This window comes from uncultured Hymenobacter sp. (assembly GCF_964242765.1).
Classification (GTDB): Bacteria; Bacteroidota; Bacteroidia; order Cytophagales; family Hymenobacteraceae; genus Hymenobacter.
Map to the genome: position 1 here is coordinate 15888 of NZ_CAXTBM010000041.1, position 22157 is coordinate 38044.

Sequence of the window (22157 nt, forward strand, 5' to 3'; positions counted from 1 at the left end):
TTGAAAGCTACGGGCACCTACCGTTCTAAATCCTGCTTACGGTAGGCATCAATACCGAGCAAAATAAACAGAAGCGTCGTAAATGACCACAAGGAAGACCCCCCGTAGCTGAAGAAAGGCAGCGGAATACCAACCACTGGTGCCAGCCCAATGGTCATGCCGACATTGATGGCAAAGTGAAAAAAGAAGATACTAGCCACACAATACCCGTAGGTGCGCCCAAACACCGATTTCTGTCGTTCCGCCACGTATAGCACCCGCCACAGCAGGGCCATAAACAGGACAATGACGGTGGTAGAACCCAACCAGCCCCACTCCTCCCCTACAGTACAGAAAATAAAGTCGGTGCTTTGTTCGGGCACAAAGTCGAACTTGGTTTGGGTACCCTGCAAGAAGCCCTTCCCCACAAACCCACCCGACCCAATGGCAATCTTGGATTGCGTTACGTTCCAGCCTACGCCTAGCGGGTCGGCGGAGGGGTTAATCAGTACCTCAATGCGCTTGCGTTGGTGCGCCTGGAGCACGTTGTTGAAGAAGAAATCAACCCCAAACACCATCCCAACAACCACCGCCCACACGCTCAGGGAAAGCGGCAAATGGTGGCGTAGCGCTTTGCGGTTGAGCCCAAGTACTACCCCCAAAATCAGCGTGAACAGGCCTACCAGCCACAGCTTAGGAATCAGCAGCGCTAAAATAAGAATGATGCCCGCCGCCGCCAAAATCAGCAGAATCAGCGGCGACATCCCCTCCCGGAAATACGCCAGCAAAAAGGCGCCAAACACCAGGGCCTGGCCGGTTTCGTTGGAAGCCAGGATCAGCAACGGCGGCAGCAGCGTAAGCCCGGCCAGCACCAACTGGTCGCGGAAGTTTTGCTGGCGCAGGTTGATGCTGGCCATGAAGCGCGACACCGCCAAAGCCGTTGTGAACTTGGCAAACTCGGCGGGCTGTAAGCGCACCGGCCCCAGTTCCAGCCAGGAGCGCGACCCAGCAATGGGCCGGGCTACCACCATCGTAACGATTAGCAGTACAATCATGCCCCCGTACAGGGCAAAGGCAAATGTGTCGTAGGCCTTGTAATCGATAACGACCAGCACCACAATAAGGGCCAGCGCGGTACCAATCCACAGAATTTGCTTGAACCAGTTGAAGGCCATCAACTCCGAGAAACCAAGGTTGCGCAGCGGGTCGGCGGGCGCATCGGGCGAGTAGCTAGCCGCGTACACGCTGAGCCAGCCCAGGGCAACCATCAGCAGATAGATGGTCACCGTCACCCAATCGAGGCTGCGCGAATATCTAGCGGGGGTATTCAATTAAAAATTGAAAATTAAGAATGAAGAATTACCCTTTCCCTGCGCCTGAAGCATCAGCTTGGCGTGCTGATAGAATGATGGACGCCAGCAGTTTTTCAATTCTTCTGCCTCTTCTAGTAACGACTCCGCCAGCCGCGACTCCAGGCAATTGGTATCTCGGAGCAGGCGCAACCAGAAATGTGTTTCACGGGCTTCTTTGTAAGCAACACTGCACTTTGACACAAAATCGCGCCGCGAAAATCCGCCTACTGCTTCTTCTACATTAGCTCCCACGGAAGTACCGCTACGCAGGACTTGGCTAGCCAGCGGCGGCACCTCTCCCTGCTCCCGCAAATACTTATATAGCCTAACTATTCGCACAGCAAACGCATAGCTCTTAATAAGCACCACATTGTCCTGCTTCATAATCGCACAATTTTTAATTCCTAATTCTCAATTTTTAATTGAAGCTAGTGGTGCCTAATGAACCTGTTGGCGGGGTTCTGAAGCCAAACCTCCCAGCGCTTGCGCCATGGCGCTACTTTCCCGCGCAGATATTTCTCCATCATCAAGGAAGCCATGGGAGCGGCGGAAGAACCCCCAAAACCAGCATTTTCGATGAAGACGGCAATAGCAATCTTGGGGTCCTCGGCCGGGGCGAAGGCGGCAAAGGTAGCATGGTCTTCGCCGTGCCGGTTCTGAACGGTACCGGTTTTGCCGGCCACCGAAATACCCACGTCAAGCAGCGAAGCGTTTTCGCCGGTACCGCCGCGGCCATCCACTACGGCTTGCATACCCGGAATAATGTCCTCGAAATGCTGCGCATCAACCCCAACGGTATGGCGCACGCTATACTGTGGCAGTGGTCCGCCGTTGCCGATGCCGCGCACGAAATGCGGAGTATAATACCAGCCCCGGTTGGCAATAGTAGCCATCAAGTTGGCCATTTGCAGACCCGTAATGCCCAACTCGCCCTGCCCGATGCTCAGCGAGTACACGGTGCGGTAGTTCCAGCGGTGGTAGCCCAGGCGCTTGTCGTAGTACTCCGGCGACGGAATCAGGCCTTTTTTCTCTTGCGAAATATCGACGCCCAGCTTGTCGCCGAGCCCGAAGGCCATCACCTTGCGCCGCCACTCACCCAGTCCCAGGCGGGCATCTTCGAAGCGGTTGGCCGAACGGCCCCGTAGTACGGCAGCGCGCATCACCTGGAAAAAGTACGGGTTGCAGCTTTGCTTGATGGCAATACCCACGTTGCTCGGATATTCGTGGCGGTGAGTGCAGCGCACCAGCTTCCAGTTGCAGTCGAAAGCCGTTTGGGGAGTTACCACGCCCATTTGCAGCGCCACCAGCTCGTTCACCACTTTAAAGACCGAGCCGGGCGGATACGTGGCCATCAGCGGGCGGTTGAACAAGGGCTTGGCCGTGTCCTGAAGCAGCGCCATGTAGCGGTTGCCCATGCCCTTGCCCGTGAGCACCGACGGCTCGAAACCCGGCGACGACACCATGGCGAGAATCTCCCCCGTTTTTGGGTCGATGGCCACAATGGAACCACGCTTGTTCTTCATCAGCATCTCGCCGTATTTCTGCAACTCGATGTCGATGCTGGTGTGCAGGTCCTGCCCGGCCACCGACAACGTATCGAACTCGCCGTTTCGGAAAGCGCCTTTCTCGATGCCACGTACGTTCACCATTTTGTACTGCACCCCGCGCCGGCCCATGAGTTGCGGTTCATAAAACGCCTCGATGCCGCTGATGCCAAGAAAGTCGCCGGGCTGGTACTTGGCATATTTCTCTTTTTCCAGAAAAGCCGGCGTAATGGCTCCCACGTAGCCCAGCGCGTGGGCCATGTTTTCGGTGCGGTAGGAGCGCGCCATACGGGCCTTGATGCTGAACCCGGGAAAGTCAATCAGGTTGTCCTGAATGGTAGCCAGCTCAGGCGTACTTAGGTTCTGAACTAGCGGCGACGCCTTCACGCGGCTGTAGCTGCGGGCGGCTTTCAAGCCTTCGCGCACTTCCTCTAGTGGCAGTTGCAGCAGCTCGCAAAACCGCAACGTGTCTAGTTGCTTCACCTCGCGTGGTATCACCATCAGGTCATAAACCGGCGTGTTCTGGACCAGCAGCTGATTGTTGCGGTCGTAGATCAGGCCACGATACGGCACCTGCACAATGCGCTGGAGCGTGTTGCGGTCGGCAGCCAGCTTATAGCTACCATCGAGTACTTGGATGTAAAACAGACGGGCGCCAAAGGTGATAGCCACCACCAGAAAAATAGCCATCACCACATACCGCCGTCCTTCAAGGTATTGCAAAGCCGTATATTCTGATTAGAAAGCATTTGCGGCCACCCGGCCGGATTCACAAAGGTACACAAGGGGAAGGGTGAAGTGGTGCCTTTGTGGAATGATGAAATGGCGAAGTGGCGAATTCATACGTTTGGGATTTTTGCTGCGCGCTATGCGCAACCCGAACGCCCAATTCATCAACTCATAACCTCACCACTAGCGGCCGCGGCGGCGCGTGGGGAAGAAAATCAGCTGGACGATGAGCAGCGTGAGGCCCGTGAAGAGCGTACTCGCCACTACTTTCACGAGCGTAAGGCCAAAGGCCCGGAAACTACCGAGTTCCAGCAGGAAAAAGGCCAGGTGGTGTACTCCTATGAGTAGCACGGTGTACACAACAAACCACTGCCCGCCCATTTGGTGCACATTCACCGAGTCGGAGGCTTCGTAGCCATCGCGGGGCGTGAGCAGGCGCAACACCCAGGGGCGCAGGTAACACAGCAACACGGCCGCGGCAGCGTGCACGCCACCGGTATCGTAGAAAATGTCCATCAGCAAGCCCATACCAAAGCCGAGCACTAGCTGCAACACGATGGAGGTGCCAATGGGCAGAAACAGCAGAAACCCCAGATAGAAAAAGCACCAGCCCAGCTCGAAAAGTACCAGCCGGCTCACTAGCAACATATGCACCCCCGCAAAGAAGACGAAGCGCAGCAATTGCAACAGTATAGCTCCTGCTCCCTTCATGGCCGCTCCTCCCCTGCCTCTACTGGCTTGATGCCCGCGCGTGCTTCCAGCGTATCCCGCTCGGCTTTCAGGCGTGGGTTGACCACGTACACGTACTCCAGATTCGAAAAATTCACGGCCAGCCGCACCCGTACGGTCCAGAAATTCTTGTCGGGCTCTTTCAAAAACGAGTCAATAGTACCGATTAGAACTCCTTCCGGAAACACCGCATTGTAGCCGGAAGTAACGATAGTGTCGCCGCGGACCAGCTTGTTTTGGCGCGGAATGTTGTCGAGCAAAGCGTAGGTGGGGTCGTCGCCGAGCCACTTGATGCTGCCGAAGGTGTTGTCGCGCTTGATTTTAGCGGAGACAAACGTTTTGGAGTGCAGCAACGACGTAACAGTGGCAAATTGCTCGCTCACCACTTTCACCCGGCCCACTACCCCCGCCGCCGAGAGCACGCCCATGCCAGTGCGGACCCCGTCGCGGTTGCCCACGTTCAATGTCAGGTAGTTATCCACACGGCGCATGGTGTTGTTCACAACCCGGGCCGGAATAAGTGGGTAGTCCGGGTCGCGGGTGGGCAGCGTGCGCAACCCCAGCAGCAGGGAATCGGGGTGGCTGAGGCGAGCCAGCCGCACCCGCGACACACTGTCTTGGGGCACGGGCAAGCTATCGGATTGGCGGTGGCTGAGGTCGCTGCTGTAAAGCTGCTGACGCAGCGTAGCATTTTCCTGCACCAGCCGCTGGTTGATGCTTTCCAGCTGAAAGTAGTCGTAGATGCGGTTGCGGGCAGCCAGAATTTGCCCCACGTAGGTGTTAGCCGAGTTGAAGAACGCTGCCCGCTGATACGTGCTATTGCGAACCAGCAAGTACAAGCTCGCTATTTCCAGCAGCGCAAACACGAGCAAGCCTCGGTAGCGAAACAGGAAAGCGAACAAATTCCTCATGTCAATGAAGCATGAAGCGTAAAGCGTGAGAAATGAAGAGGTTGGACGGTTGCCACTTCTTCATTTCTCACGCTTTACGCTTCATCGAATTAAGTAAGCAGTACGCCCCTAAAGGCCTGAATGTCTTTGATGGCTTTGCCGGTACCACGCACCACGGCGCGCAGCGGGTCTTCGGCAATGTGGATGGGCAGCTTGGTTTTGACGGCCAAGCGCTTGTCCAAGCCGCGCAGCAAAGCCCCGCCGCCGGTCAAATGAATGCCGTTTTCGTAGATATCGGCCGACAACTCGGGCGGGCTGATTTCCAACGCTTTCAGCACCGCTTCTTCAATCTTGGCCACCGACTTATCGAGGGCAATGGCAATTTCCGACGACGTTACTTTAATAACTTTCGGAATGCCCGTCATCAGGTCACGGCCCCGCACTTCGTAGTCGGGGGGCGTGAACTCTAGCTCGGTAAGGGCCGCCCCTACTTCTATCTTGATGCGCTCGGCGCTCCGCTCGCCAATCAGCAGGTTGTGCTGCCGGCGCATATAGTCGAGAATATCTTGATTGAACACGTCGCCGGCCGTTTTGATGGACTGGTCGCAGACGATACCCGACAAGGCAATAACTGCAATTTCGGTGGTGCCACCCCCAATGTCGATAATCATGGAGCCGATGGGCTGCTCGACGTCGATACCGATACCAATAGCGGCGGCCATTGGCTCCTGAATCATCCAAACTTCTTTGGCGCCGGCGTGCTCGGCGGAGTCACGCACAGCGCGTTTTTCTACTTCTGTAATGCCCGACGGGATGCAAATGACCATGCGGTGCGAGGGCTGAAACAGCCGGTTCCGCGTGTCAATCATTTTGATCATGCCCTTAATCATTTCCTCGGCAGCGTGGAAATCGGCAATTACGCCGTCTTTGAGGGGGCGAATGGTTCTGATATTATCGTGGGTCTTTTCGTGCATTTGCTGCGCCTGACGACCTACGGCAATTACTTTATTGGTGGTACGATCTTTTGCGATGATGCTGGGCTCATCCACCACAATTTTGTCGTTGTGAATGATAAGCGTATTGGCCGTACCCAGGTCGATGGCGATGTCGCTGGTAAGGAAGTTAAAGAAACCCATTGGTTGACGGCGAGAAAATGAGCACAAGCGAAGATTCACTTGTACAAAAAGTGGGGCAAAAGTACGGAAGTTTCAGGGAAGCCCGACCTATCCGAGCACAGTATGATGAAGCATTTTGTCTTCTTGTTGAGGCGAGCTTCCTAAACGACAAACCTTTACCGCTCGTGCTTGCAAAAGCTACAGGGGAAGCTGGGGGAAGCGCAAGTAGCTGCCCCCCAGCGCAAGTGCTGAACGCCACTTTGAACGACAAAACGGGATTAGTAATTGCTCAGCTAATTCACACAGCAAAGTTTTGCACTAAGCATTTGCGCTACCTATTCAAGTTTGGGCAGATGAAGCGTGCGGCGGAAACACAGCCAAGTGCCTCTAGTTAACGCAGACGGCTGTTTAGTGCTTGAAATGCCGCACGCCGGTCAACACCATGGCTATACCGAGGCGGTTGCAGGCATCAATCGAGTCTTTGTCTTTGATGGAACCACCGGGCTGCACCACCGCCCGGATGCCCGCTTCACCGGCAATTTCCACGCAGTCGGGGAAGGGGAAGAAGGCGTCGGAAGCCATAACCGACCCTTGCAAATCGAAACCGAACGACTTGGCTTTGTCGATGGCCTGACGCAGCGCGTCCACGCGCGAGGTTTGCCCCACACCCGAAGCCAGCAGTTGCCCGGCCCGCGCCAGCACAATAGTATTGCTCTTGGTGTGCTTGCAAACTTTGAGCGCAAACTCCAGCGCCGCTACTTCCTCTGCCGTTGGCTCGGACTCGGTAACGGTCCGGAACTCGGCAGCCCCTTCCGTAGCCCGGTCGAAATCCTGCTCGATTACGCCGTTGAGCAAAGTCTTTACCTGCTTGGCAGGAAACCCCACCGGCTTTTGGCGCAGCAGAATCCGGTTTTTCTTGCTTTGCAGCACCGGCAGGGAATCGGCTTCAAACTCGGGGGCAATAAGCACCTCGAAGAAGAGCTTGTTCAATTCTTCGGCGGTAGCGGCATCCACCGGCTTATTTATAATGATAACGCCCCCGAAAGCGGAAACCGGGTCGCAGGCCAGGGCGCTGAGGTAGGCTTCATGGAGAGTAGCCGCCTGGGCTACGCCGCAGGCATTGGTGTGCTTGAGAATGGCGCAGGCCGCTGGTCCGTCGGCTTGGAACTCTTGCATCAGCAACACGGCCGCGTCGACATCCACCAGGTTGTTGTAGCTGAGCTGCTTGCCATGCAGTTGGTCGAAGAGGGCAGCCAAGTCGCCGTGGAAAGTACCGGACTGGTGCGGATTCTCGCCGTAGCGCAGCGGCGTGGCAGGCTGCTCACTGGCTGTTGTAGTCGCAGAACCTGATGCTGAAGCGCCCACCATGTACTGATGGATAGCCGTGTCGTAGTGCGAGGTAACGGCGAAAGCGGCAGCGGCGTACTGGCGGCGGTCTTCGAGGTCGGTGGCGCAGTTCTTCTGGCCAAGCAATTCGGTTACGGCCTCGTATTGGTCGCGGCTGCTAACGACGAGCACGTCGCGGAAGTTTTTGGCGGCGGCGCGCAGCAAGGAAATGCCGCCAATGTCAATCTTCTCGATAATATCGGCTTCGGGCGCCCCGGAAGCCACTGTTTCCTCGAACGGGTAGAGGTCCACAATCACCAGGTCGATGGGCGGAATCTGGTGTTGCTCGGCTTCGGCCAAGTCGGCGGGTTCGTGGCGCCGGTGCAGGATGCCGCCGAACACTTTCGGGTGCAGCGTTTTGACGCGGCCACCGAACACGGCCGGGAAGCCCGTTAGGCTCTCGACGGCCGTTACTTCAACTCCTTGCTCTTCCAGAAACTGCTGCGTGCCCCCCGTGGAGTACAACGTTACGCCATGCTCTTTGAGCAGTGCCACCAACGGCTCTAAACGGTCTTTGTAATAGACGGAAACCAGAGCGGAACGAATGGGCTGCAACATAGCGGAAGCTTTAGATGGAAAAACGAACGACGCCACGAAGGTACTTCCATCAGGACGGCCATGCCAAGTGCCCATGTGTAATTGTTGGGAGCAAGCGGCAAATGCCGCCAAAGCTGAACAAGCGCCAACCTCAGCTGTTGAAAAGCAGCAACCCCATCTATAAGGTTTTGTTGGCACTGTCAATCAGTGCTATCTACTGTTCTGCTTATGTCTTCTGTATTCACTTTGCCGAGCCAAGCCACAGCGGCTAGTAACTTGGCAGTATCGCCGCTGTTTTCTGCTCCGGAAGTAGCCGCCGCCGAGCTGGCACCGCGTTTACTTGCGCAGGCTATTCACTCCGACTTCGAAGGAGGCTTTCCGGAGCAGGAATTCAGCTGGATGCACGAAGCGGGGCTGCTTACGGCGCCACTTCAAGCAGTTTTGGGTGGCGCCGACTTAGCTGAAGCAGAACAGACATTGCCGCTACTTCACACGCTCAAGCATATTGGCCGGGGCAACTTGGTGATGGGGCGGCTCTACGAAGGCCACGTAAACGCTTTGCAACTCCTGCAACGCCTCGGCACCAGCACGCAGGTGGCGCGCTGGGCGTCTGATGCGCAGGCCGGATGTTGGTTTGGAGTCTGGAACACGGAAGCGGCGGATGGCGTGAAGCTAGAGCCACTTGCCAATGGGCGCTACCGCCTACACGGCAGCAAAACTTTTGCTTCCGGCGCTGGCTACCTGAGTTGCCCATTGCTGACGGCGGCATTGCCTGATGGCGGCTGGCAACTGCTGGTGCTGCCGGCTGTCAACAAAAAACCAATTCTCGATGCCAGCTTCTGGCGTCCCCTGGGCATGCGGGGCACCGCCAGCAGCCGGGCCGACTTCACTGGTCTCGAAATAAGTGACGACGACCTGCTAGGTGAGCCCGGCGACTATTACCGGCAACCGTGGTTCAGCGGCGGGGCCATCCGGTTTGCGGCCGTGCAGCTTGGCGGTGCCGAAGCCATATTCGACGAAACCCGCCGCTTCCTGCAGGCCCTAGGCCGAACCGATGACCCCTACCAGCGCCAGCGCCTCGGCGAAATGGCCTTGCTGATTGAAAGCGGCACCCTTTGGCTGCGCGGCGCCGCCGACCATGCCAGCCGCCCCACCGCCGAAACCGGTGCCGAGGCTACCGTAGCCTATGCCAACATGATGCGTACGGCCGTGGAAGATATTTGCCTGCGCGTGTTGCAACTCGCCGAGCGCTGCGTGGGTGCCCGTGGCTTACTCAAACCCGAGCCATTCGAGCGGCTGCACCGCGACCTGACGCACTACTTGCGCCAGCCCGCCCCCGATGCAGCGCAGGCCGATGCCGGCCGCTTCGCCCTCGACCGCAAAGCCCCAGCGTTCCAGCTTTGGCATGAGTAGTTCCGCTTTCGATTTTTACACGCTCCCGCTGCGCCCCGCCGAATATGCCGCCACGCTCGGGACAACGGTGGTTATTGCGCCCCACCCCGACGATGAATCGTTGGGCTGCGGGGGCCTGATTGCTTTACTTCGGCAGGCGGCTGTGTCGGTTCATGTGGTGCTAATTAGTGACGGCACCATGTCGCACCCGAATTCACGGAAGTTTCCGCCTGCTGCCCGCCAGGCCCTGCGTGAGGCCGAGTTGCGGCAGGCACTAGTTGAATTGGGAGTTGAGGCACCGCCTATCTGCTTGGGTTTGCCTGATAGCCAAGTGCCTAGCGAAGGGCAGGAATACTTTCAGGACGCAGCAGCACAGCTACGAACGCTGTTTGCGGCAACTAAACCGACTACCGTGCTCTGCCCCTGGCGCCGCGACCCGCACCCCGACCACCGCGCCACCAGTGGATTGGTGCGGGCCGCTATGGACGGCTTACCACTGCCGCCGCGCCTGCTCGAATACGTGGTGTGGGCTTGGGAACGAGCCGCTCCTACTGACTTACCGCAACCGGGCGAAGCCGTAGGTTGGCGGCTCGATATCGGTTCGGTGTTGGGCCTGAAGCAACGCGCCATTGCCGCGCACCGTTCACAGCTAGCGCCGGGCATCATCGACGATGATCCTACGGGCTTCATGCTGTCTTCGGAAATGCTGGCGCACTTTGCGCACCCGTTCGAGGCGTATCTGGAGGTGATGTAGAAAAGCCTTGTTATGTTGCCGGCCGTTGTCTAACCCCAGCCCCTTATGCACTACCTACCAAATCCTGCGCGTTATCAAGAGATACCGTATCGGCGCAGCGGCCGAAGTGGCCTGAAGCTACCAGCCGTTTCGCTGGGCCTATGGCACAACTTCGGCGACGTGGATCTGCTGGCCAACCAGCGCGCTATTCTGCGGCGGGCATTCGATAGTGGCGTCACGCACTTCGATTTAGCCAACAACTACGGTCCGCCTCCTGGCTCCGCCGAAATCAACTTCGGACGTATTCTGCACGAAGATTTCAGCAGCTACCGCGACGAGCTAATTATTTCCAGCAAAGCCGGCTACCACATGTGGGAAGGTCCCTACGGCGAGTGGGGCTCGAAAAAATATCTGGTAGCCAGCCTCGACCAGAGCCTGAAGCGCATGGGCCTGGAGTACGTGGATATTTTCTACCATCACCGCCCCGACCCCGATACGCCCCTGGAGGAAACAATGAGCGCCCTCGACCTGATTGTGCGCCAGGGCAAAGCCTTGTACGTGGGTCTTTCCAATTACCAGCCCACCGAGGCGGCCGAGGCCATTAAGTTGCTGCGGCAGCTTGGTACGCCCTGCCTGATTCACCAGCCCAAGTACTCGATGTTTGAGCGCTGGGTGGAAGGTGGCCTGCTCGACTTGTTGGAAAAGGAAGGGGTAGGATGCATTCCGTTCTCGCCGTTGGCGCAGGGCCTGCTCACCAACAAATACCTGGGCGGCATTCCAGCCGATTCGCGAGTGGCCAAGGGCGTAGGATTCCTGACAGAAACCCAACTCACGCCCGAGCGGCTCAACCAAATCAAACAACTCAATGAGTTGGCTCAGGCGCGGCAACAAAGCTTGGCCCAAATGGCGCTATCCTGGATTCTAAAAGACAACCGGGTTACGTCGGTGCTCATCGGAGCCAGCAAGCCCGAGCAGCTCACCGACTCGCTGCACTGCCTGCATAATCTTGAGTTCAGCTCCGAAGAACTTGCCTCAATAGAAAAAATACTGGCCACGTAGCGCGCAGCTTGTGCGCTCACTCGAAACGCGTTTCATGAACCCGAATCAACCGCATACACTGCCTCCCGAGTATTTCAACGAGGTGTACCGCGCTACTACTGACCCGTGGGGCTTCGAAACTAGCCCTTACGAGCAAGCTAAGTACGCCGATACTGTAGCGGCCTTACCTAAGGCCAGCTATGAAAGCGCTTTTGAAGTGGGTTGTTCGTTAGGGGTTCTAACTCAGCTAATAGCGGCGCGCTGCCAGCATCTGTTGGCGGTTGACGTAGCCGAAGCCCCGCTGGAACGTGCCCGGCAGCGTTGTGCTCAGTTGCCGCAAGTGGAGTTCCGACAAATGACGCTGCCAACTGAATTTCCAACGGACCTTTCTTTCGACTTAATTGTGCTGTCGGAGGTGGGCTACTATTGGAGCGCCCCGGATTTGGAGCAGGTAGCCGACCAACTGTTGACGGCGCTGCGTCCCGGCGGCCACCTGCTGCTGGTACACTGGACGCCGCCCGTACACGACTATCCCCTCACCGGCGACGAAGTGCATCAGCACTTTCTCGATAAAACTATCTCCGGCGGCCCCTTACAGCATCTGCATGGCCACCGGGCTACGCAATACCGGCTGGACTTGCTGGCTCGGCACTAACGACCAGCGGGTTAGAGCTGATGTTGGTAGACTGTCTGCGTGCAAGCTGGCCTCTTGCTCTTGGGCTATCAAATACCGCAACTCTGCCAACGCTTCAGGCAGCGTAGTTAGGTGGCCGCGGCGCCAAGCGGCCCGGTGTGTTTGCACCCATTCCCACAGCACCCCAAAGGTTGAAGCGCTGGTAATCTGCTGAGTTAGCGGGCCGGCAGGCACACTCAGCAAGGCCGCCAGCCGGATGCACGAAGGCAGTGCCTGTTGGCGAGGCTGCTGCCGAGTTTGGTGCCAAAGCTGACGCAGCTTCCGGCGCACTGTCCAATCGGCGACCAAAGCGGCGCCACTTTCCACCAGCGGCTCCTGCTGCTTGCGCATCATTTTGGCCCATTCGCGTAATTGCCACGACAAACCAACGGCTACCCGCCCTGCATAGCGAGCCGACGTAACAACTTGCACGGCGGGGCTGTGGCGTAGATTAAGGTCGTAGCGGCGTAGGGCCTGGCACAGCGCCTCATCTTCCAAGAAAGGCACCACAGGCAGCCCGCCTACTTGGCGGTAGGCGGCCACCGTAATGGCGAGGCTAGCTCCATAATGCTGATGATGCCGGGGCCACAGGTCGGCGGGGTCGGGGTCAATTAAGGCTTCGAGGTGGGCACAAAGCAGCCGGTACGTGGCATCGCGCAAGTGCGTGCGCCGCACCAAGCAGCTTTTACGAGCGGTGTGTTCGGGGAAAATCCGGCCGCCAACTGCGTCGGCGCCAGCTTTCACTTCTGTTTGCGTGGCAGCCAGCCAAGTTGGCGCTACGCGGGTATCAGCATCGGTGCTAGCAATGATACCGGTAGCGCCAGCGGTGCATTCGAGGCGGCGGCAGGCCTCATCCATCAGTAGGCGCCGAGCCTGGCCTACGTGCGCCTCGCTAAGCGGCAGTTGTACTTCGGCCACGTATAAGGCCAGCATTGGATGCTGCTGAGCAAAGGCCCGGACCACGTTAGCCGTTTCATCACGGCAATTATTGGCCAGCACCAGAATTTCGTAGCTGGCGAAATCAAGTTGTTGGCCGTGCTGGTCAGTTTGCGTTGCTAAAGCTGCCAAGGTAGCGGGTAAGTTTTCCGCTTCATTTTTAGCTGGAACAATGACGCTGAAGCGTAAGCGGGCATTAGGTGGTGTGGTGGGCCACAGTACTTTTTGCTGAACAACCAGAGGTTGTTGACCAGCAACAGCACGAGGCCGAGCAGGGAGAGCCATTAATCGTGTTCTACTCGAATTGTGAAGCGAATACAGGAAAAAGCTCTTCGCAATTCAGCGTCGAGCTTCGTGTATACAAGCATCTCATTCACAATTTGTTTAGCACTTCGCCTGTTCAGGTAGCGAAATCACAACAGCGCAGCTTGGTTTAGTACCATAGCCGCGTTGTTAACATGATGGCATGCGCGGATATCTGTGCGCTTCTAAGTGCCTCAACCTGCACCGTGAGCTTTCGGTTGAAAGTAGGCGGCCGACACTAAATTTCTTTCTTTAGAAGGCTTCACCGAAGCTGAAATAAAAGCCGGTAGAACCGTCGCGGCCCACGCCGTAATCGAAACGGATGTTGAGCCGGTCGCGGCGGTTGAACTTGAAGCGTAGGCCCGCGCCACCCGTGTATTTGAGGCCGCCTTCATCGAAATCAGCCACGGTGTTTCCCACCTGCCCTACTCCGCCAAACAAAACGCCGTTCAGGCGCCAAAACAGCTGCCGCCGCAGTTCCACCTGCGCCACCACCGACTGCCGGTCGCGGTAGCGACCTTCGTAGTAGCCGCGCAGTAGCTTATCCCCGCCCAAGTTGGCTAGCTCCCGAAACGGCACTTGGCCGGCCTGAAACTGCCCCACTACCTGACCAGCCAACACAGTTTTGTGGTTAGTATCGAGCGATACGTAGCGGCGGGCATCGAGCAGGTAGCGGCCGAAGTTGTAGTCGCTGCCAAAGGTGCCGCCGTTGAACAAGGCGCTTAGCTCCACATAAGAACCCTGGTAGGCACTTAGCACGTTGTCGCGGTGGTCGTAGAGCAGCACCGGGCCAATGCCGGCTATGCGGGTGTCTTGGCGCTGCCGCAGGGCGCGCTCGTAGAGGCGGCTAGGGGCTACTACCACGCCGTCGCGCTCGATGTCGCGGTTCACTTGCACGTCGCGTAGGTCGGTGAGGCGGCCTTGCAAACCAGCAAACAGGTTGGGGCGCAGCCGCCGGAGCACTCGCTGCTGCCCGATAAAGACTTTGTATTGAATAACTGACTTGTCGTCGCGGGAGGTGCGGGGGCCGGTGCCGTAGTAGTTGATGGGGAACCGGTAGTAATAGCTTAATTCGCCGCTGACAAAGTACTGTTCGCCCGGCGTAAAGATGCTGTGCGTGAGTTGCACCAAGCTTTGCTTTTCCTGCGTGCGCCAGGCAAGTAGCCGGGCGTTGGACTTACGCACCGTAGTATCTAGGCCAAAGCGCCAGACCGGTAAGATGGCGGCGCCGTATCCCAGGCCAGTTTCAGGCTGCGAAAAGACGATGGGAATAGGGAAAAAGCTGATTTTCTCCCGCTTCAACACAGTAGCAGGGCGGTTTATTGAATCAGGTGGCGCTTGCCCAGCAACCCGCAAACTCAAGAAAATCAATAACACAATAAACGGGTACCCTAGACGCATAAACGACCTCTAACCCGCAGTTGGTTGCCACAGCGGCAACGTCGGGTCCGGAAGATACGCTACGTTCAGCTTCCGCGGATTCACTTGCTCGTTTAAGCTGCTCGCAACCTTTCCAAAAGGAAAAACGGCCCTTCCGCTATCCGCGGAAGGGCCGTTTTCTCTTACTTTCCTAGGCTATAGACCCCCCCTTTAGAAGGCTTCCCCAACAGCGAAATAGATACTAGGTGAGGTATCGGTGCCGCCAGCGTAGTCGAGGCGGATGTTGAGCCGGTCGCGGCGGTTGAAACGGAAACGCAGGCCACCACCACCCGCCAGCCGGGTTTGGTCGAAGGTGTACTCATTTACTTTGTAGCCGACCTGGCCCACGGCTCCAAACACCACGCCATCAATTCGCCAGAAGAGTTTCTGCCGGATTTCGGCTTGAAAAGTCATCATTTGACGGTCGCGGAAACGGGTTTCATAAAGGCCCCGCATCAGACCGGCACTGTTGTAAAGCGCGCCGCCAAGGTTGGCTCCCAGGCCGCCTAGCTCCCGAAACGGCACGTCGCCGGTATGCAGCTGCGTCAGGTATTGCAGTGCCAGAATGGTGTTGTTGGACGTGGTAAGTGGCTGAAAATACCGTGCATCCAACTGATAGCGCGTAAACTTGAAGTCGGAACCAAGGGCGCCGCCGTTGAACAGTACGTGCGCATCCACGAACGCGCCGCGGTACGTAGCCAGCACATTGTCGCGACCGTCGTAGAGCAGCGCGGGTCCCAAGCCTGACACCCGAGTGTCATTCCGCTCGCGGCCGTCGAGGCGCGGATCCGTTATAAATGAGTTAGTGGCACCGTTGTCGGCACTGCCTTCTGGCTGGATGTCGGTGGTGTTGGTGAAGCGGTAGCGCAAACCCGTAAATAAGTTGGGAGCTACTTTTGCCAGGGCTTTCTCGTCGAAAATAAGCAGCTTGTACGTCAGCTCCGATTCCGCATTCGTGGAATTATCGTTGCCGATGCCATAATAGAACAGCTTCTGGTCGTAGCGGCTCAACTCACCGGAGAAGAAGAACTTCTCGCCGGGCGTGAAGATGGTATGCGTGAGTTGAATGGTGCTCTGCTTCTCCTGCGAGTACCAGGCAATCAGCCGCGCATTGGACTTGCGCACGGTGGTATCGGTGCCAAAGCGCCACACTGGTAAGATGGCGGCTCCTGCTGCAAAGCCGGTTTCCTGCTGATAGAAGGCTATCGGCACGGGAATAAAGCTAGGCTTGTCGCTGGGTGCGAAGATGGATTTCTTCTTGGGGCCGTCGTCGATGAGGCCGACGGGTGGCGGGGGGGCTGCTGGCGCAGAACCGTTGGTGGTGGGCGTTACTTGAGCAGCGCCGAGCCGCGCCAGGGTGCATAGAGCCAAGGCTAGCGGCAGGTAGAGAAAGCGCATAAAAGGCTTCAGGAAAGAAAGAATAAGGAATGAGCTTTACCGTCTAGCATGCTCTTACAGAACAATCTCTGCAAGCAACCCAGCCCACATCAAGCCCGATTGTTGTTCTAACGCAACAGTACCTGCTACGGTTTTACCCAACTACGGCCACCAACAGCATAGAAAGAACGCCGGCCAGCATAATACCCTTGCACCAGGTACTGAGTTTGGCAAAATGCCGCCGCCGGTCGGCCCGCCAAAGCAGACGCGCCAACGCCAGCAGCGGCCCCAGCACCAGGACTATCAGCCAGAGCCCCAACAACAGAGGACCATTGCGCAAGGCCTCAACACCCGCTCCTGCTACCAGCACCATCAGGCATGCCAGGAAAAACCCAACTACCCATTTGGTACGGGCCACGCCCCACACAATGGGTAGCGTGTGACAATCATGCTGCGCGTCGCCGCGCATGTCTTCCACATCCTTCACTATCTCGCGCACCACGGTAAGCAGAAAAGCCGCCAGCGCGTACACCCACACCTTGTCGTTGCCGGTGCGCAGTTGCAGTTCGGGAAGCAGCACCAGCGCGCCCGTGAGCATGGCAACACTCAGGTTGCCCACCAGCGCCACTCGCTTAAACCGTACGGAATAACCCCACAACAGCGCCGCCGACCCCAACGTCACGAGGCCGAGCAAAGGCGAAAGCACACCGGCAACCCCCACGCCCAGCCCCGAGAGCAGCAGGTGGGCCAGCATTGCCCGCCGGCGGTTTACTACGCGCCCCACCACCAGCCGCCCCGGCCGGTTGATGGCGTCAATCTTAACATCGTAATAGTCGTTGATGATGTAGCCTGCCGCCCCGACGCAGAGCGTGGAGAGCACCAACAGAACAAAACGCCAGTCGAGCAGAGTGGCAACCGGCGTAGTGGGATGCAGCAAACCCGCGCGCACCAGCACCAAACACAGCAGCATAATCAGCAGGTTGGGAAGCCGGATCAGCCGGGCAATGGGCCGCAAGCGGGAACTGGTCCCGTCTGGGTTGCTGTCTGCCTTGATTGGCCTAGCCACTGCCGCAGTGAAAAACGAGAAAACAGACGGCATAGCCACAACGCAATAAGCGAGAAATAGAAACTCAAAAAAGCCTCAGGCAACAATAAGATAACGCCTAACTAACTTACAATGTGCCCGTGCGGCTCTACAAATAGCAAATAGTAGAAAGAAAGCCTCCCCAGTTTTGGAGAGGCTTTCCGAAATGCAAAATAAGCGGAGGAAAGTTGAAGCTTATACGCGCTTCACATTAACGGCATTTACGCCTTTGCGACCTTCCTGCGTATCAAACTCCACTCGGTCGTTTTGTTGGATCTGGCCCCCGTTAAGGCCCGTCACGTGAACGAAGAAGTCTTCCTTCGTCTCGTCATCTGTAATGAAGCCGTAGCCCTTCGACTCATTATAGAATTTTACGGTTCCTGTTTTCATGTACTAAAAGAAAATGGTGAATAAGATGATTGGGTAAAGATAGAGGTAATTAGGAAAAGCGCAACCCGGCCCGGAAAAGGCTTTATTGCTCTTAGTCAGGGCGCTAAACCGCCGTTGCGGAGGCGGATGGCTACCAGGTTTTCTGGGCCTTCAGAACGGTCTCCAGCAGTTCGCGCACGGCCCCATAGCCACCGGGTTTCTCGGCTATGTAGTTGCTAATTGCCAGCACGTCGGAGGCAGCATCGGCGGGGCAGGCGGCCAGAGCGCACCGGCGCATCACTTCCACATCGGGTAGGTCGTCGCCCATGTAGGCAATGTGGGCGGGGTCGAGGCGGTAGGTGTTGATGTAGGTGTTGAAGATCTTCATCTTGTCATCGACGCCCAGGAAAATGTCGCGCACATCCAGCGACTCCAGCCGCTTGCGCACTCCTTCTTCCTCGCGCCCCGAGATAATGGCAATGCGGTAGCCCTGCTTGAGGGCGTGCCGAATGGCGAATCCGTCGCGGATGTGAAAGGTGCGGGCTTGCTCGCCCGAGTTAAGCGCCAGCAGCCTACCATCGGTTAGCACTCCGTCCACATCGAAAATAAATACCTTTATAACAGATAAATCTGGCTGCATAAGCGGAGTAAGGGAGAGAAGAGAAGGCCGTTCCTGTTACGCAAGCAGGACCTTTTAGCTGACAGATAGCACTATAATCCCGATTAGAAATTACAATGCTACCAGCTAAAAGGTCCTGCGGGCTGCTTAGATGGCAGTTTATTTGATTTCAAGAGTTGTGGCTATTTCTGGTTGTCGCGCCACTCGTACACCCACTTGGCTTGAATCTGCTCTAAATGACCTTCATTGGCTTCTTCCTTGGTCCCAACAAAGTTGGGCAGGCTTAGCACCCAGTCGAGCAATTCCGTGAAGCGGATGCGGTAAATTTTTGCTTCCGAAAAATCGTCACCAAACTTTTCGTAGAGAGCTATGGCCACGTCTTCGTGGTCATTCCAATGAATCGGGGGCTCGAAGTGGGCCATGTCTTGAGTTATTGAATGGTTGAACAACTAAGTGGTTAGGCGGGCACGTAGCTTATGGGCTAGCCAACCCCTTAACAGTTCCGTTATTTACCGTTGTAAATTAATGCCCCAGGAAATGCTGCGGGGGAATGAGAATAACCAGATCCTGCGTGGTGGCCTGCACCACGCACTGACAGCCCAGCCGCGAATTGATGCGCGGATTCACGGCACGATCAATAAAGTCTTCTTCTTTGTCGCTGATTTCGGGCAGCTCGTCTTCTCCCTGCAACACATACACATGGCAGGTACTACAGCCGCACACGCCACCGCAGTTATGCTGAAGCTGAATATCATTGTTGAGGGCGACGTCCAGAACCGATTCGCCTTCGGCAGCAACGTGGGTTTGGGCTGGCTGGCCGTCTTGAAATTGGAAGGTAATGTTGACAGCTTTCACGAAGGGATCTTCAAACGAGGCAAAAACGAGGGGACAAAGGTACGCATGCCTGCCCCCGATTCAAAGCTCTTGCTGGCCCTGGTTGTTTAAGCCGCCTTCCGCCTGCTGCCTTTTTATACTGTCACTCAACAGGTTATACAACTCAAGCCAATCGGGATATGCGGTTAGCGCCCCCCGGTGGCGAGCCAACGTGGGCTCATCTTGGCGGGCCGCCGGGCCGGTTTGTACCGTAAACGGGGGATTTGCAAGCGCTTTCTCCACGGTTTCTTGAATGAGAGGCCCCAATAGCGCCAAGGGCAATTGCTGCTCCTGCAATAGCGCATGACTGATGCCCAGCAGGTGGTTGGGAAAGTTGCAGGCGAAAACGGCCGCTAGGTGCATGGCTTGCCGCTGCGCGGTATCGACGCGCTGCACACTGGCGCTGAGCGTATGCGCTAGCGTAAGTAAAGTGGCTTCCGCGGTAGGCGTAACGGCCTCGATACAAAGCGGCACGGTGCGCCAATTCAAAGTTCGGCCCACGCTAAAGGTTTGAAGCGGGTAGAACACCCCGCCCTGCACTCCTGGATAAGAGCCAAAGACAGCAAGCGGCACGGCCCCGGACGTATGCGCTACGATGGCGCCCGTTGGGAACTGCGCTTGGGCTAGCACAACCGGCACCGCCGCGTCGGATACGGCCAGCAGGTACACATCGGCGGGTGGCAGGGCCATCAGGTTCAGGTCGGGCAGGATCTGGGTGTGGGGCAGTGTAGCTGCCAGTGCCGCCGCGGAAGCGGTGGTACGACTCCAGACGTACGGCACTTGGTGGCCGGCTTGGTGCAAGGCCAGTCCGAGCTGGCTGGCTACCCGCCCCGCCCCAAGCAAGGCAACGCGCAAAGAAGAAGCCTGGGTTGGTGTCATTAGGAAGCTAGAAGCAGCAAAGAAAGCGGGAAAGCAAAGAACGCAGGTGCAGCCGCAGATTATTACGGTAGCCTAGCAAATTCTCAAGATAAAACAGCAACTTGAGGGGCCGGAAATGCTGCGCTATATATTGCTTTGGCCGCATATCTCTTGTTTCACGCAAACCTTATTTTCATTTCCCAAACCTTTACCCAATGACAAATTTGCACATCGCGCCTTGGCGGAAGCTGGCTCTAACGGTCTTGTTGGCGGCCGGCACAGTAGCGAGCCAGGCGCAGGACCACCTACCAACTAGCCACTATAAGAAGATAATAAGTCCCCAATCGGGCACAGCTGGTCGGATATCTTCCAATCCTTACGTGTCTAGCCAAGGACAAAACGTTGCGGGTACTTACACCGACTTGGGCACTGCCGGCACAGTTATTAGCACCGCTAACACGGATGATGCCAACTCAGCCGCCCAGAACGTTGGTTTTGCTTTTTCCTACAACGGAGTTTCTTTCACGCAATTCGTTCTCAATACCAACGGCTTTATTAAACTAGGCGCCGTGGCGCCCACCGCCACCAACGATACGGAAGCGCTCCTGAACTCTACGGATGCCAACATCATCGCACCAGCTTCGGGAGTGGATTTGCAGGGGGCAGCCGACCAGGTGGCTAATCCCACCGAATTTCGGGTGGTGACGACGGGGGCACCTGGTAGCCAAGTATGTACCATCCAGTTCAAGAACCTACGCGACAAGGCTAGCCTCAACCCTGATGGCTCGGTGGCTGTAGATGCTCAGCTTGCCACTATGCAGTTTCAAATCAAGCTGTATGAAGGCACTAACACCATTGAGTTTGTATATGGCGCCTGGACTGCCACAACCAGCACTCCACTTGGCCAGCCGTTTCTTATTGGCTTGAAGGGCAATGCGCTCAGCAGCGGCACTACCATTACGCAAGCTGATTTAGACGAACTCAGCCTGCTCTCCAAGCCTAGCCAGCAGGCTTGGAGCGGTACTGTTTTCACTAACGTGGTAGTACAGGGCGGGCAAGCTAGCCTAGCTGCTCACTTCATCCGCAACACTTTTCTGCCGGACGCTGGTCGGACCTATCGGTTCCGGGTGGTGCCCGCCAGCGACGCGGCCGTGCAGTACATCTATGCCATAGGCAAAACGCCGCCTAGCACTCCGCAAGTGGTGCAGGCCGTGATACGCAATGTCGGCTCGGCGGCCCTCACCAACCTTGCTGTCACGCTTAACGTGACGGGGGCTACCACCTTTACAAACGGCGTAATTGTGCCTACGCTGGCGCCTGGCGCCGCTACTGTGGTTTCATTTGGCGCCTTCACTCCAACGGCAACCGGAACCAATACCATTACCGTAGCGGTGCCAACGGATGGTACGGCTGCCAACAACACGCAGACGTACAGTCAACAAGTACAAGGCACCACTTTCGCTTATTACAATCCTGCCCTGACTACCAGCAACAGTAGTGCGGGCTTTGGGACGAATGAAGGCGTCCTGGCTGTTAAATTCAATACCAGCGTCGCCCGTACAGCTACGTCGGTTGCAGCCCGTATCGAGGACACCCGTAGCGTAGGCAATACCATTTATGCAGTACTACTTGATGCTGCCGGCACACTCGTAGGCCGTTCTGCTAACTACACAGTAGCTACTGCCGACATTGGCACTCTTAAGTCGTTTACGCTCAACACTCCCGTAGCCTTAGCGGCAGGTGAATTTTACGTGGGTATTGCCCAAACAGCTAATGCTACCACGGCATACTTTCCAGTTGGCACGCAGGCAGAGGCCCCTACCCGTGCCGGAGCCATTTACGTAACTGCACTAACAGGGGGGGCACCGGTTGACATTACTACTTCGGCAACCAATGCCAACATTGGCCTCTTTATTATTGAAGCCGTCACGAATGCCATTCCACAAGGCACATCGGAGGCGCTGAATAAGGCGGTAGCCATGTTTCCAAACCCATCCAACGGCCTCGTGAAGCTCGACATACGCGGGGCTAATGCCAAGGGCCGGTTGAATGTTACAGTTATCAATCAACTTGGCCAGACGGTGTACACCTCGGCTTTGAAAGACAACTTAGAAAACCAACTCGACCTCTCCAGCCTGTCTAATGGCCTGTATTTGCTCAAAGTGCAGACTGGCGCTGATTACACCACCCGACAGCTGATGCTAACCAAGTAGTTTGCAGCA

General features: G+C 56.8%; 21 protein-coding genes. 5 read left to right on the top strand and 16 right to left on the bottom strand.

What is annotated here, in order from left to right:
- Positions 1-17: 17 nt before the first annotated feature.
- The 7 genes from rodA to purH form a co-directional block, all read right to left on the bottom strand.
- Entirely contained in the window at positions 18-1310 is a 1293-nt protein-coding gene (gene rodA / locus ACFE7X_RS16645) for a rod shape-determining protein RodA (RefSeq protein ID WP_375436814.1), read from the bottom strand.
- Entirely contained in the window at positions 1311-1715 is a 405-nt protein-coding gene (locus ACFE7X_RS16650; protein ID WP_375436815.1) for a four helix bundle protein, read from the bottom strand.
- Between the two features lie 44 nt (positions 1716-1759).
- Positions 1760-3598, bottom strand: coding sequence for a penicillin-binding protein 2 (mrdA, locus tag ACFE7X_RS16655; protein ID WP_375436816.1), 1839 nt, complete (start codon positions 3596-3598; stop codon positions 1760-1762).
- A gap of 189 nt (positions 3599-3787) precedes the next feature.
- Complete coding sequence (locus ACFE7X_RS16660) at positions 3788-4252, bottom strand: hypothetical protein (RefSeq protein WP_375436817.1); 465 nt, start codon at positions 4250-4252, stop codon at positions 3788-3790.
- Positions 4253-4311: 59 nt separating this feature from the next.
- Positions 4312-5244 (bottom strand): rod shape-determining protein MreC, encoded by a 933-nt coding sequence (gene mreC / locus ACFE7X_RS16665; RefSeq protein WP_375436818.1) that lies wholly within the window; start codon positions 5242-5244, stop codon positions 4312-4314.
- Between the two features lie 89 nt (positions 5245-5333).
- Positions 5334-6359: a rod shape-determining protein gene (locus ACFE7X_RS16670; RefSeq protein WP_331145880.1), complete on the bottom strand. Its 1026-nt coding sequence runs from the start codon at positions 6357-6359 to the stop codon at positions 5334-5336.
- Between the two features lie 387 nt (positions 6360-6746).
- Positions 6747-8282 (bottom strand): bifunctional phosphoribosylaminoimidazolecarboxamide formyltransferase/IMP cyclohydrolase, encoded by a 1536-nt coding sequence (purH, locus tag ACFE7X_RS16675; RefSeq protein ID WP_375436819.1) that lies wholly within the window; start codon positions 8280-8282, stop codon positions 6747-6749.
- A 207-nt stretch (positions 8283-8489) separates the two neighbouring features.
- Between purH and ACFE7X_RS16680 the strand changes: the two genes are divergently transcribed.
- From ACFE7X_RS16680 to ACFE7X_RS16695, 4 genes are read left to right on the top strand one after another with little or no spacing between them, the layout of a single operon-like run.
- Positions 8490-9674 (top strand): acyl-CoA dehydrogenase, encoded by a 1185-nt coding sequence (locus tag ACFE7X_RS16680; RefSeq protein ID WP_375436820.1) that lies wholly within the window; start codon positions 8490-8492, stop codon positions 9672-9674.
- Positions 9667-10407: a PIG-L deacetylase family protein gene (locus tag ACFE7X_RS16685; protein ID WP_375436821.1), complete on the top strand. Its 741-nt coding sequence runs from the start codon at positions 9667-9669 to the stop codon at positions 10405-10407. Before ACFE7X_RS16680 ends, ACFE7X_RS16685 begins: the two co-directional genes overlap by 8 nt.
- Before the next feature lie 45 nt (positions 10408-10452).
- Positions 10453-11445 (top strand): L-glyceraldehyde 3-phosphate reductase, encoded by a 993-nt coding sequence (mgrA, locus tag ACFE7X_RS16690; RefSeq protein ID WP_375436822.1) that lies wholly within the window; start codon positions 10453-10455, stop codon positions 11443-11445.
- A gap of 34 nt (positions 11446-11479) precedes the next feature.
- Positions 11480-12079 (top strand): class I SAM-dependent DNA methyltransferase, encoded by a 600-nt coding sequence (locus ACFE7X_RS16695; RefSeq protein WP_375436823.1) that lies wholly within the window; start codon positions 11480-11482, stop codon positions 12077-12079.
- Here ACFE7X_RS16695 and ACFE7X_RS16700 read toward each other — a convergent pair.
- From ACFE7X_RS16700 to ACFE7X_RS16740, 9 genes are all read right to left on the bottom strand, one after another.
- A complete protein-coding gene (locus ACFE7X_RS16700; RefSeq protein ID WP_375436824.1) occupies positions 12017-13318 on the bottom strand; it encodes a glycosyltransferase in 1302 nt (433 codons plus the stop codon). The genes ACFE7X_RS16695 and ACFE7X_RS16700 overlap by 63 nt on opposite strands.
- 270 nt (positions 13319-13588) lie before the next feature.
- Positions 13589-14737: a BamA/TamA family outer membrane protein gene (locus tag ACFE7X_RS16705; protein WP_375436825.1), complete on the bottom strand. Its 1149-nt coding sequence runs from the start codon at positions 14735-14737 to the stop codon at positions 13589-13591.
- A gap of 189 nt (positions 14738-14926) precedes the next feature.
- A complete protein-coding gene (locus ACFE7X_RS16710; RefSeq protein ID WP_375436826.1) occupies positions 14927-16153 on the bottom strand; it encodes a BamA/TamA family outer membrane protein in 1227 nt (408 codons plus the stop codon).
- A gap of 133 nt (positions 16154-16286) precedes the next feature.
- Positions 16287-17231: a geranylgeranylglycerol-phosphate geranylgeranyltransferase gene (locus tag ACFE7X_RS16715; RefSeq protein WP_375436827.1), complete on the bottom strand. Its 945-nt coding sequence runs from the start codon at positions 17229-17231 to the stop codon at positions 16287-16289.
- A 180-nt stretch (positions 17232-17411) separates the two neighbouring features.
- On the bottom strand, positions 17412-17606 hold the full coding sequence (locus ACFE7X_RS16720) for a cold-shock protein (protein ID WP_022824432.1): 195 nt from the start codon (positions 17604-17606) through the stop codon (positions 17412-17414).
- Positions 17607-17736: 130 nt separating this feature from the next.
- Positions 17737-18225 (bottom strand): KdsC family phosphatase, encoded by a 489-nt coding sequence (locus ACFE7X_RS16725; RefSeq protein ID WP_375436828.1) that lies wholly within the window; start codon positions 18223-18225, stop codon positions 17737-17739.
- A gap of 161 nt (positions 18226-18386) precedes the next feature.
- Positions 18387-18626: a Fe-S cluster assembly protein IscX gene (gene iscX / locus ACFE7X_RS16730; protein WP_375436829.1), complete on the bottom strand. Its 240-nt coding sequence runs from the start codon at positions 18624-18626 to the stop codon at positions 18387-18389.
- A 100-nt stretch (positions 18627-18726) separates the two neighbouring features.
- Complete coding sequence (locus ACFE7X_RS16735) at positions 18727-19059, bottom strand: 2Fe-2S iron-sulfur cluster-binding protein (RefSeq protein ID WP_375436830.1); 333 nt, start codon at positions 19057-19059, stop codon at positions 18727-18729.
- Between the two features lie 60 nt (positions 19060-19119).
- Positions 19120-19956, bottom strand: a complete 837-nt coding sequence (locus tag ACFE7X_RS16740) for a Rossmann-like and DUF2520 domain-containing protein (protein ID WP_375436831.1) — start codon at positions 19954-19956, stop codon at positions 19120-19122.
- Between the two features lie 194 nt (positions 19957-20150).
- On the opposite strand from ACFE7X_RS16740, the gene ACFE7X_RS16745 reads away from it, so the two are divergent.
- Complete coding sequence (locus tag ACFE7X_RS16745; protein ID WP_375436832.1) at positions 20151-22148, top strand: T9SS type A sorting domain-containing protein; 1998 nt, start codon at positions 20151-20153, stop codon at positions 22146-22148.
- Positions 22149-22157 lie beyond the last annotated feature (9 nt).

Bases quoted from the DNA above. Each gene is read 5' to 3' on its own strand.
- ACFE7X_RS16685 (WP_375436821.1), top strand. From the start codon at position 9,667: ATGAGTAGTTCCGCTTTCGATTTTTACACGCTCCCGCTGCGCCCCGCC.
- ACFE7X_RS16715 (WP_375436827.1), bottom strand. From the start codon at position 17,231: ATGCCGTCTGTTTTCTCGTTTTTCACTGCGGCAGTGGCTAGGCCAATC.
- ACFE7X_RS16680 (WP_375436820.1), top strand. From the start codon at position 8,490: ATGTCTTCTGTATTCACTTTGCCGAGCCAAGCCACAGCGGCTAGTAAC.
- purH (WP_375436819.1), bottom strand. From the start codon at position 8,282: ATGTTGCAGCCCATTCGTTCCGCTCTGGTTTCCGTCTATTACAAAGAC.
- ACFE7X_RS16695 (WP_375436823.1), top strand. From the start codon at position 11,480: ATGAACCCGAATCAACCGCATACACTGCCTCCCGAGTATTTCAACGAG.
- ACFE7X_RS16650 (WP_375436815.1), bottom strand. From the start codon at position 1,715: ATGAAGCAGGACAATGTGGTGCTTATTAAGAGCTATGCGTTTGCTGTG.
- ACFE7X_RS16700 (WP_375436824.1), bottom strand. From the start codon at position 13,318: ATGGCTCTCCCTGCTCGGCCTCGTGCTGTTGCTGGTCAACAACCTCTG.
- ACFE7X_RS16660 (WP_375436817.1), bottom strand. From the start codon at position 4,252: ATGTTGCTAGTGAGCCGGCTGGTACTTTTCGAGCTGGGCTGGTGCTTT.
- ACFE7X_RS16710 (WP_375436826.1), bottom strand. From the start codon at position 16,153: ATGCGCTTTCTCTACCTGCCGCTAGCCTTGGCTCTATGCACCCTGGCG.
- ACFE7X_RS16705 (WP_375436825.1), bottom strand. From the start codon at position 14,737: ATGCGTCTAGGGTACCCGTTTATTGTGTTATTGATTTTCTTGAGTTTG.
- ACFE7X_RS16670 (WP_331145880.1), bottom strand. From the start codon at position 6,359: ATGGGTTTCTTTAACTTCCTTACCAGCGACATCGCCATCGACCTGGGT.
- ACFE7X_RS16745 (WP_375436832.1), top strand. From the start codon at position 20,151: ATGACAAATTTGCACATCGCGCCTTGGCGGAAGCTGGCTCTAACGGTC.
- ACFE7X_RS16720 (WP_022824432.1), bottom strand. From the start codon at position 17,606: ATGAAAACAGGAACCGTAAAATTCTATAATGAGTCGAAGGGCTACGGC.
- mreC (WP_375436818.1), bottom strand. From the start codon at position 5,244: ATGAGGAATTTGTTCGCTTTCCTGTTTCGCTACCGAGGCTTGCTCGTG.
- ACFE7X_RS16725 (WP_375436828.1), bottom strand. From the start codon at position 18,225: ATGCAGCCAGATTTATCTGTTATAAAGGTATTTATTTTCGATGTGGAC.
- mgrA (WP_375436822.1), top strand. From the start codon at position 10,453: ATGCACTACCTACCAAATCCTGCGCGTTATCAAGAGATACCGTATCGG.
- ACFE7X_RS16740 (WP_375436831.1), bottom strand. From the start codon at position 19,956: ATGACACCAACCCAGGCTTCTTCTTTGCGCGTTGCCTTGCTTGGGGCG.
- iscX (WP_375436829.1), bottom strand. From the start codon at position 18,626: ATGGCCCACTTCGAGCCCCCGATTCATTGGAATGACCACGAAGACGTG.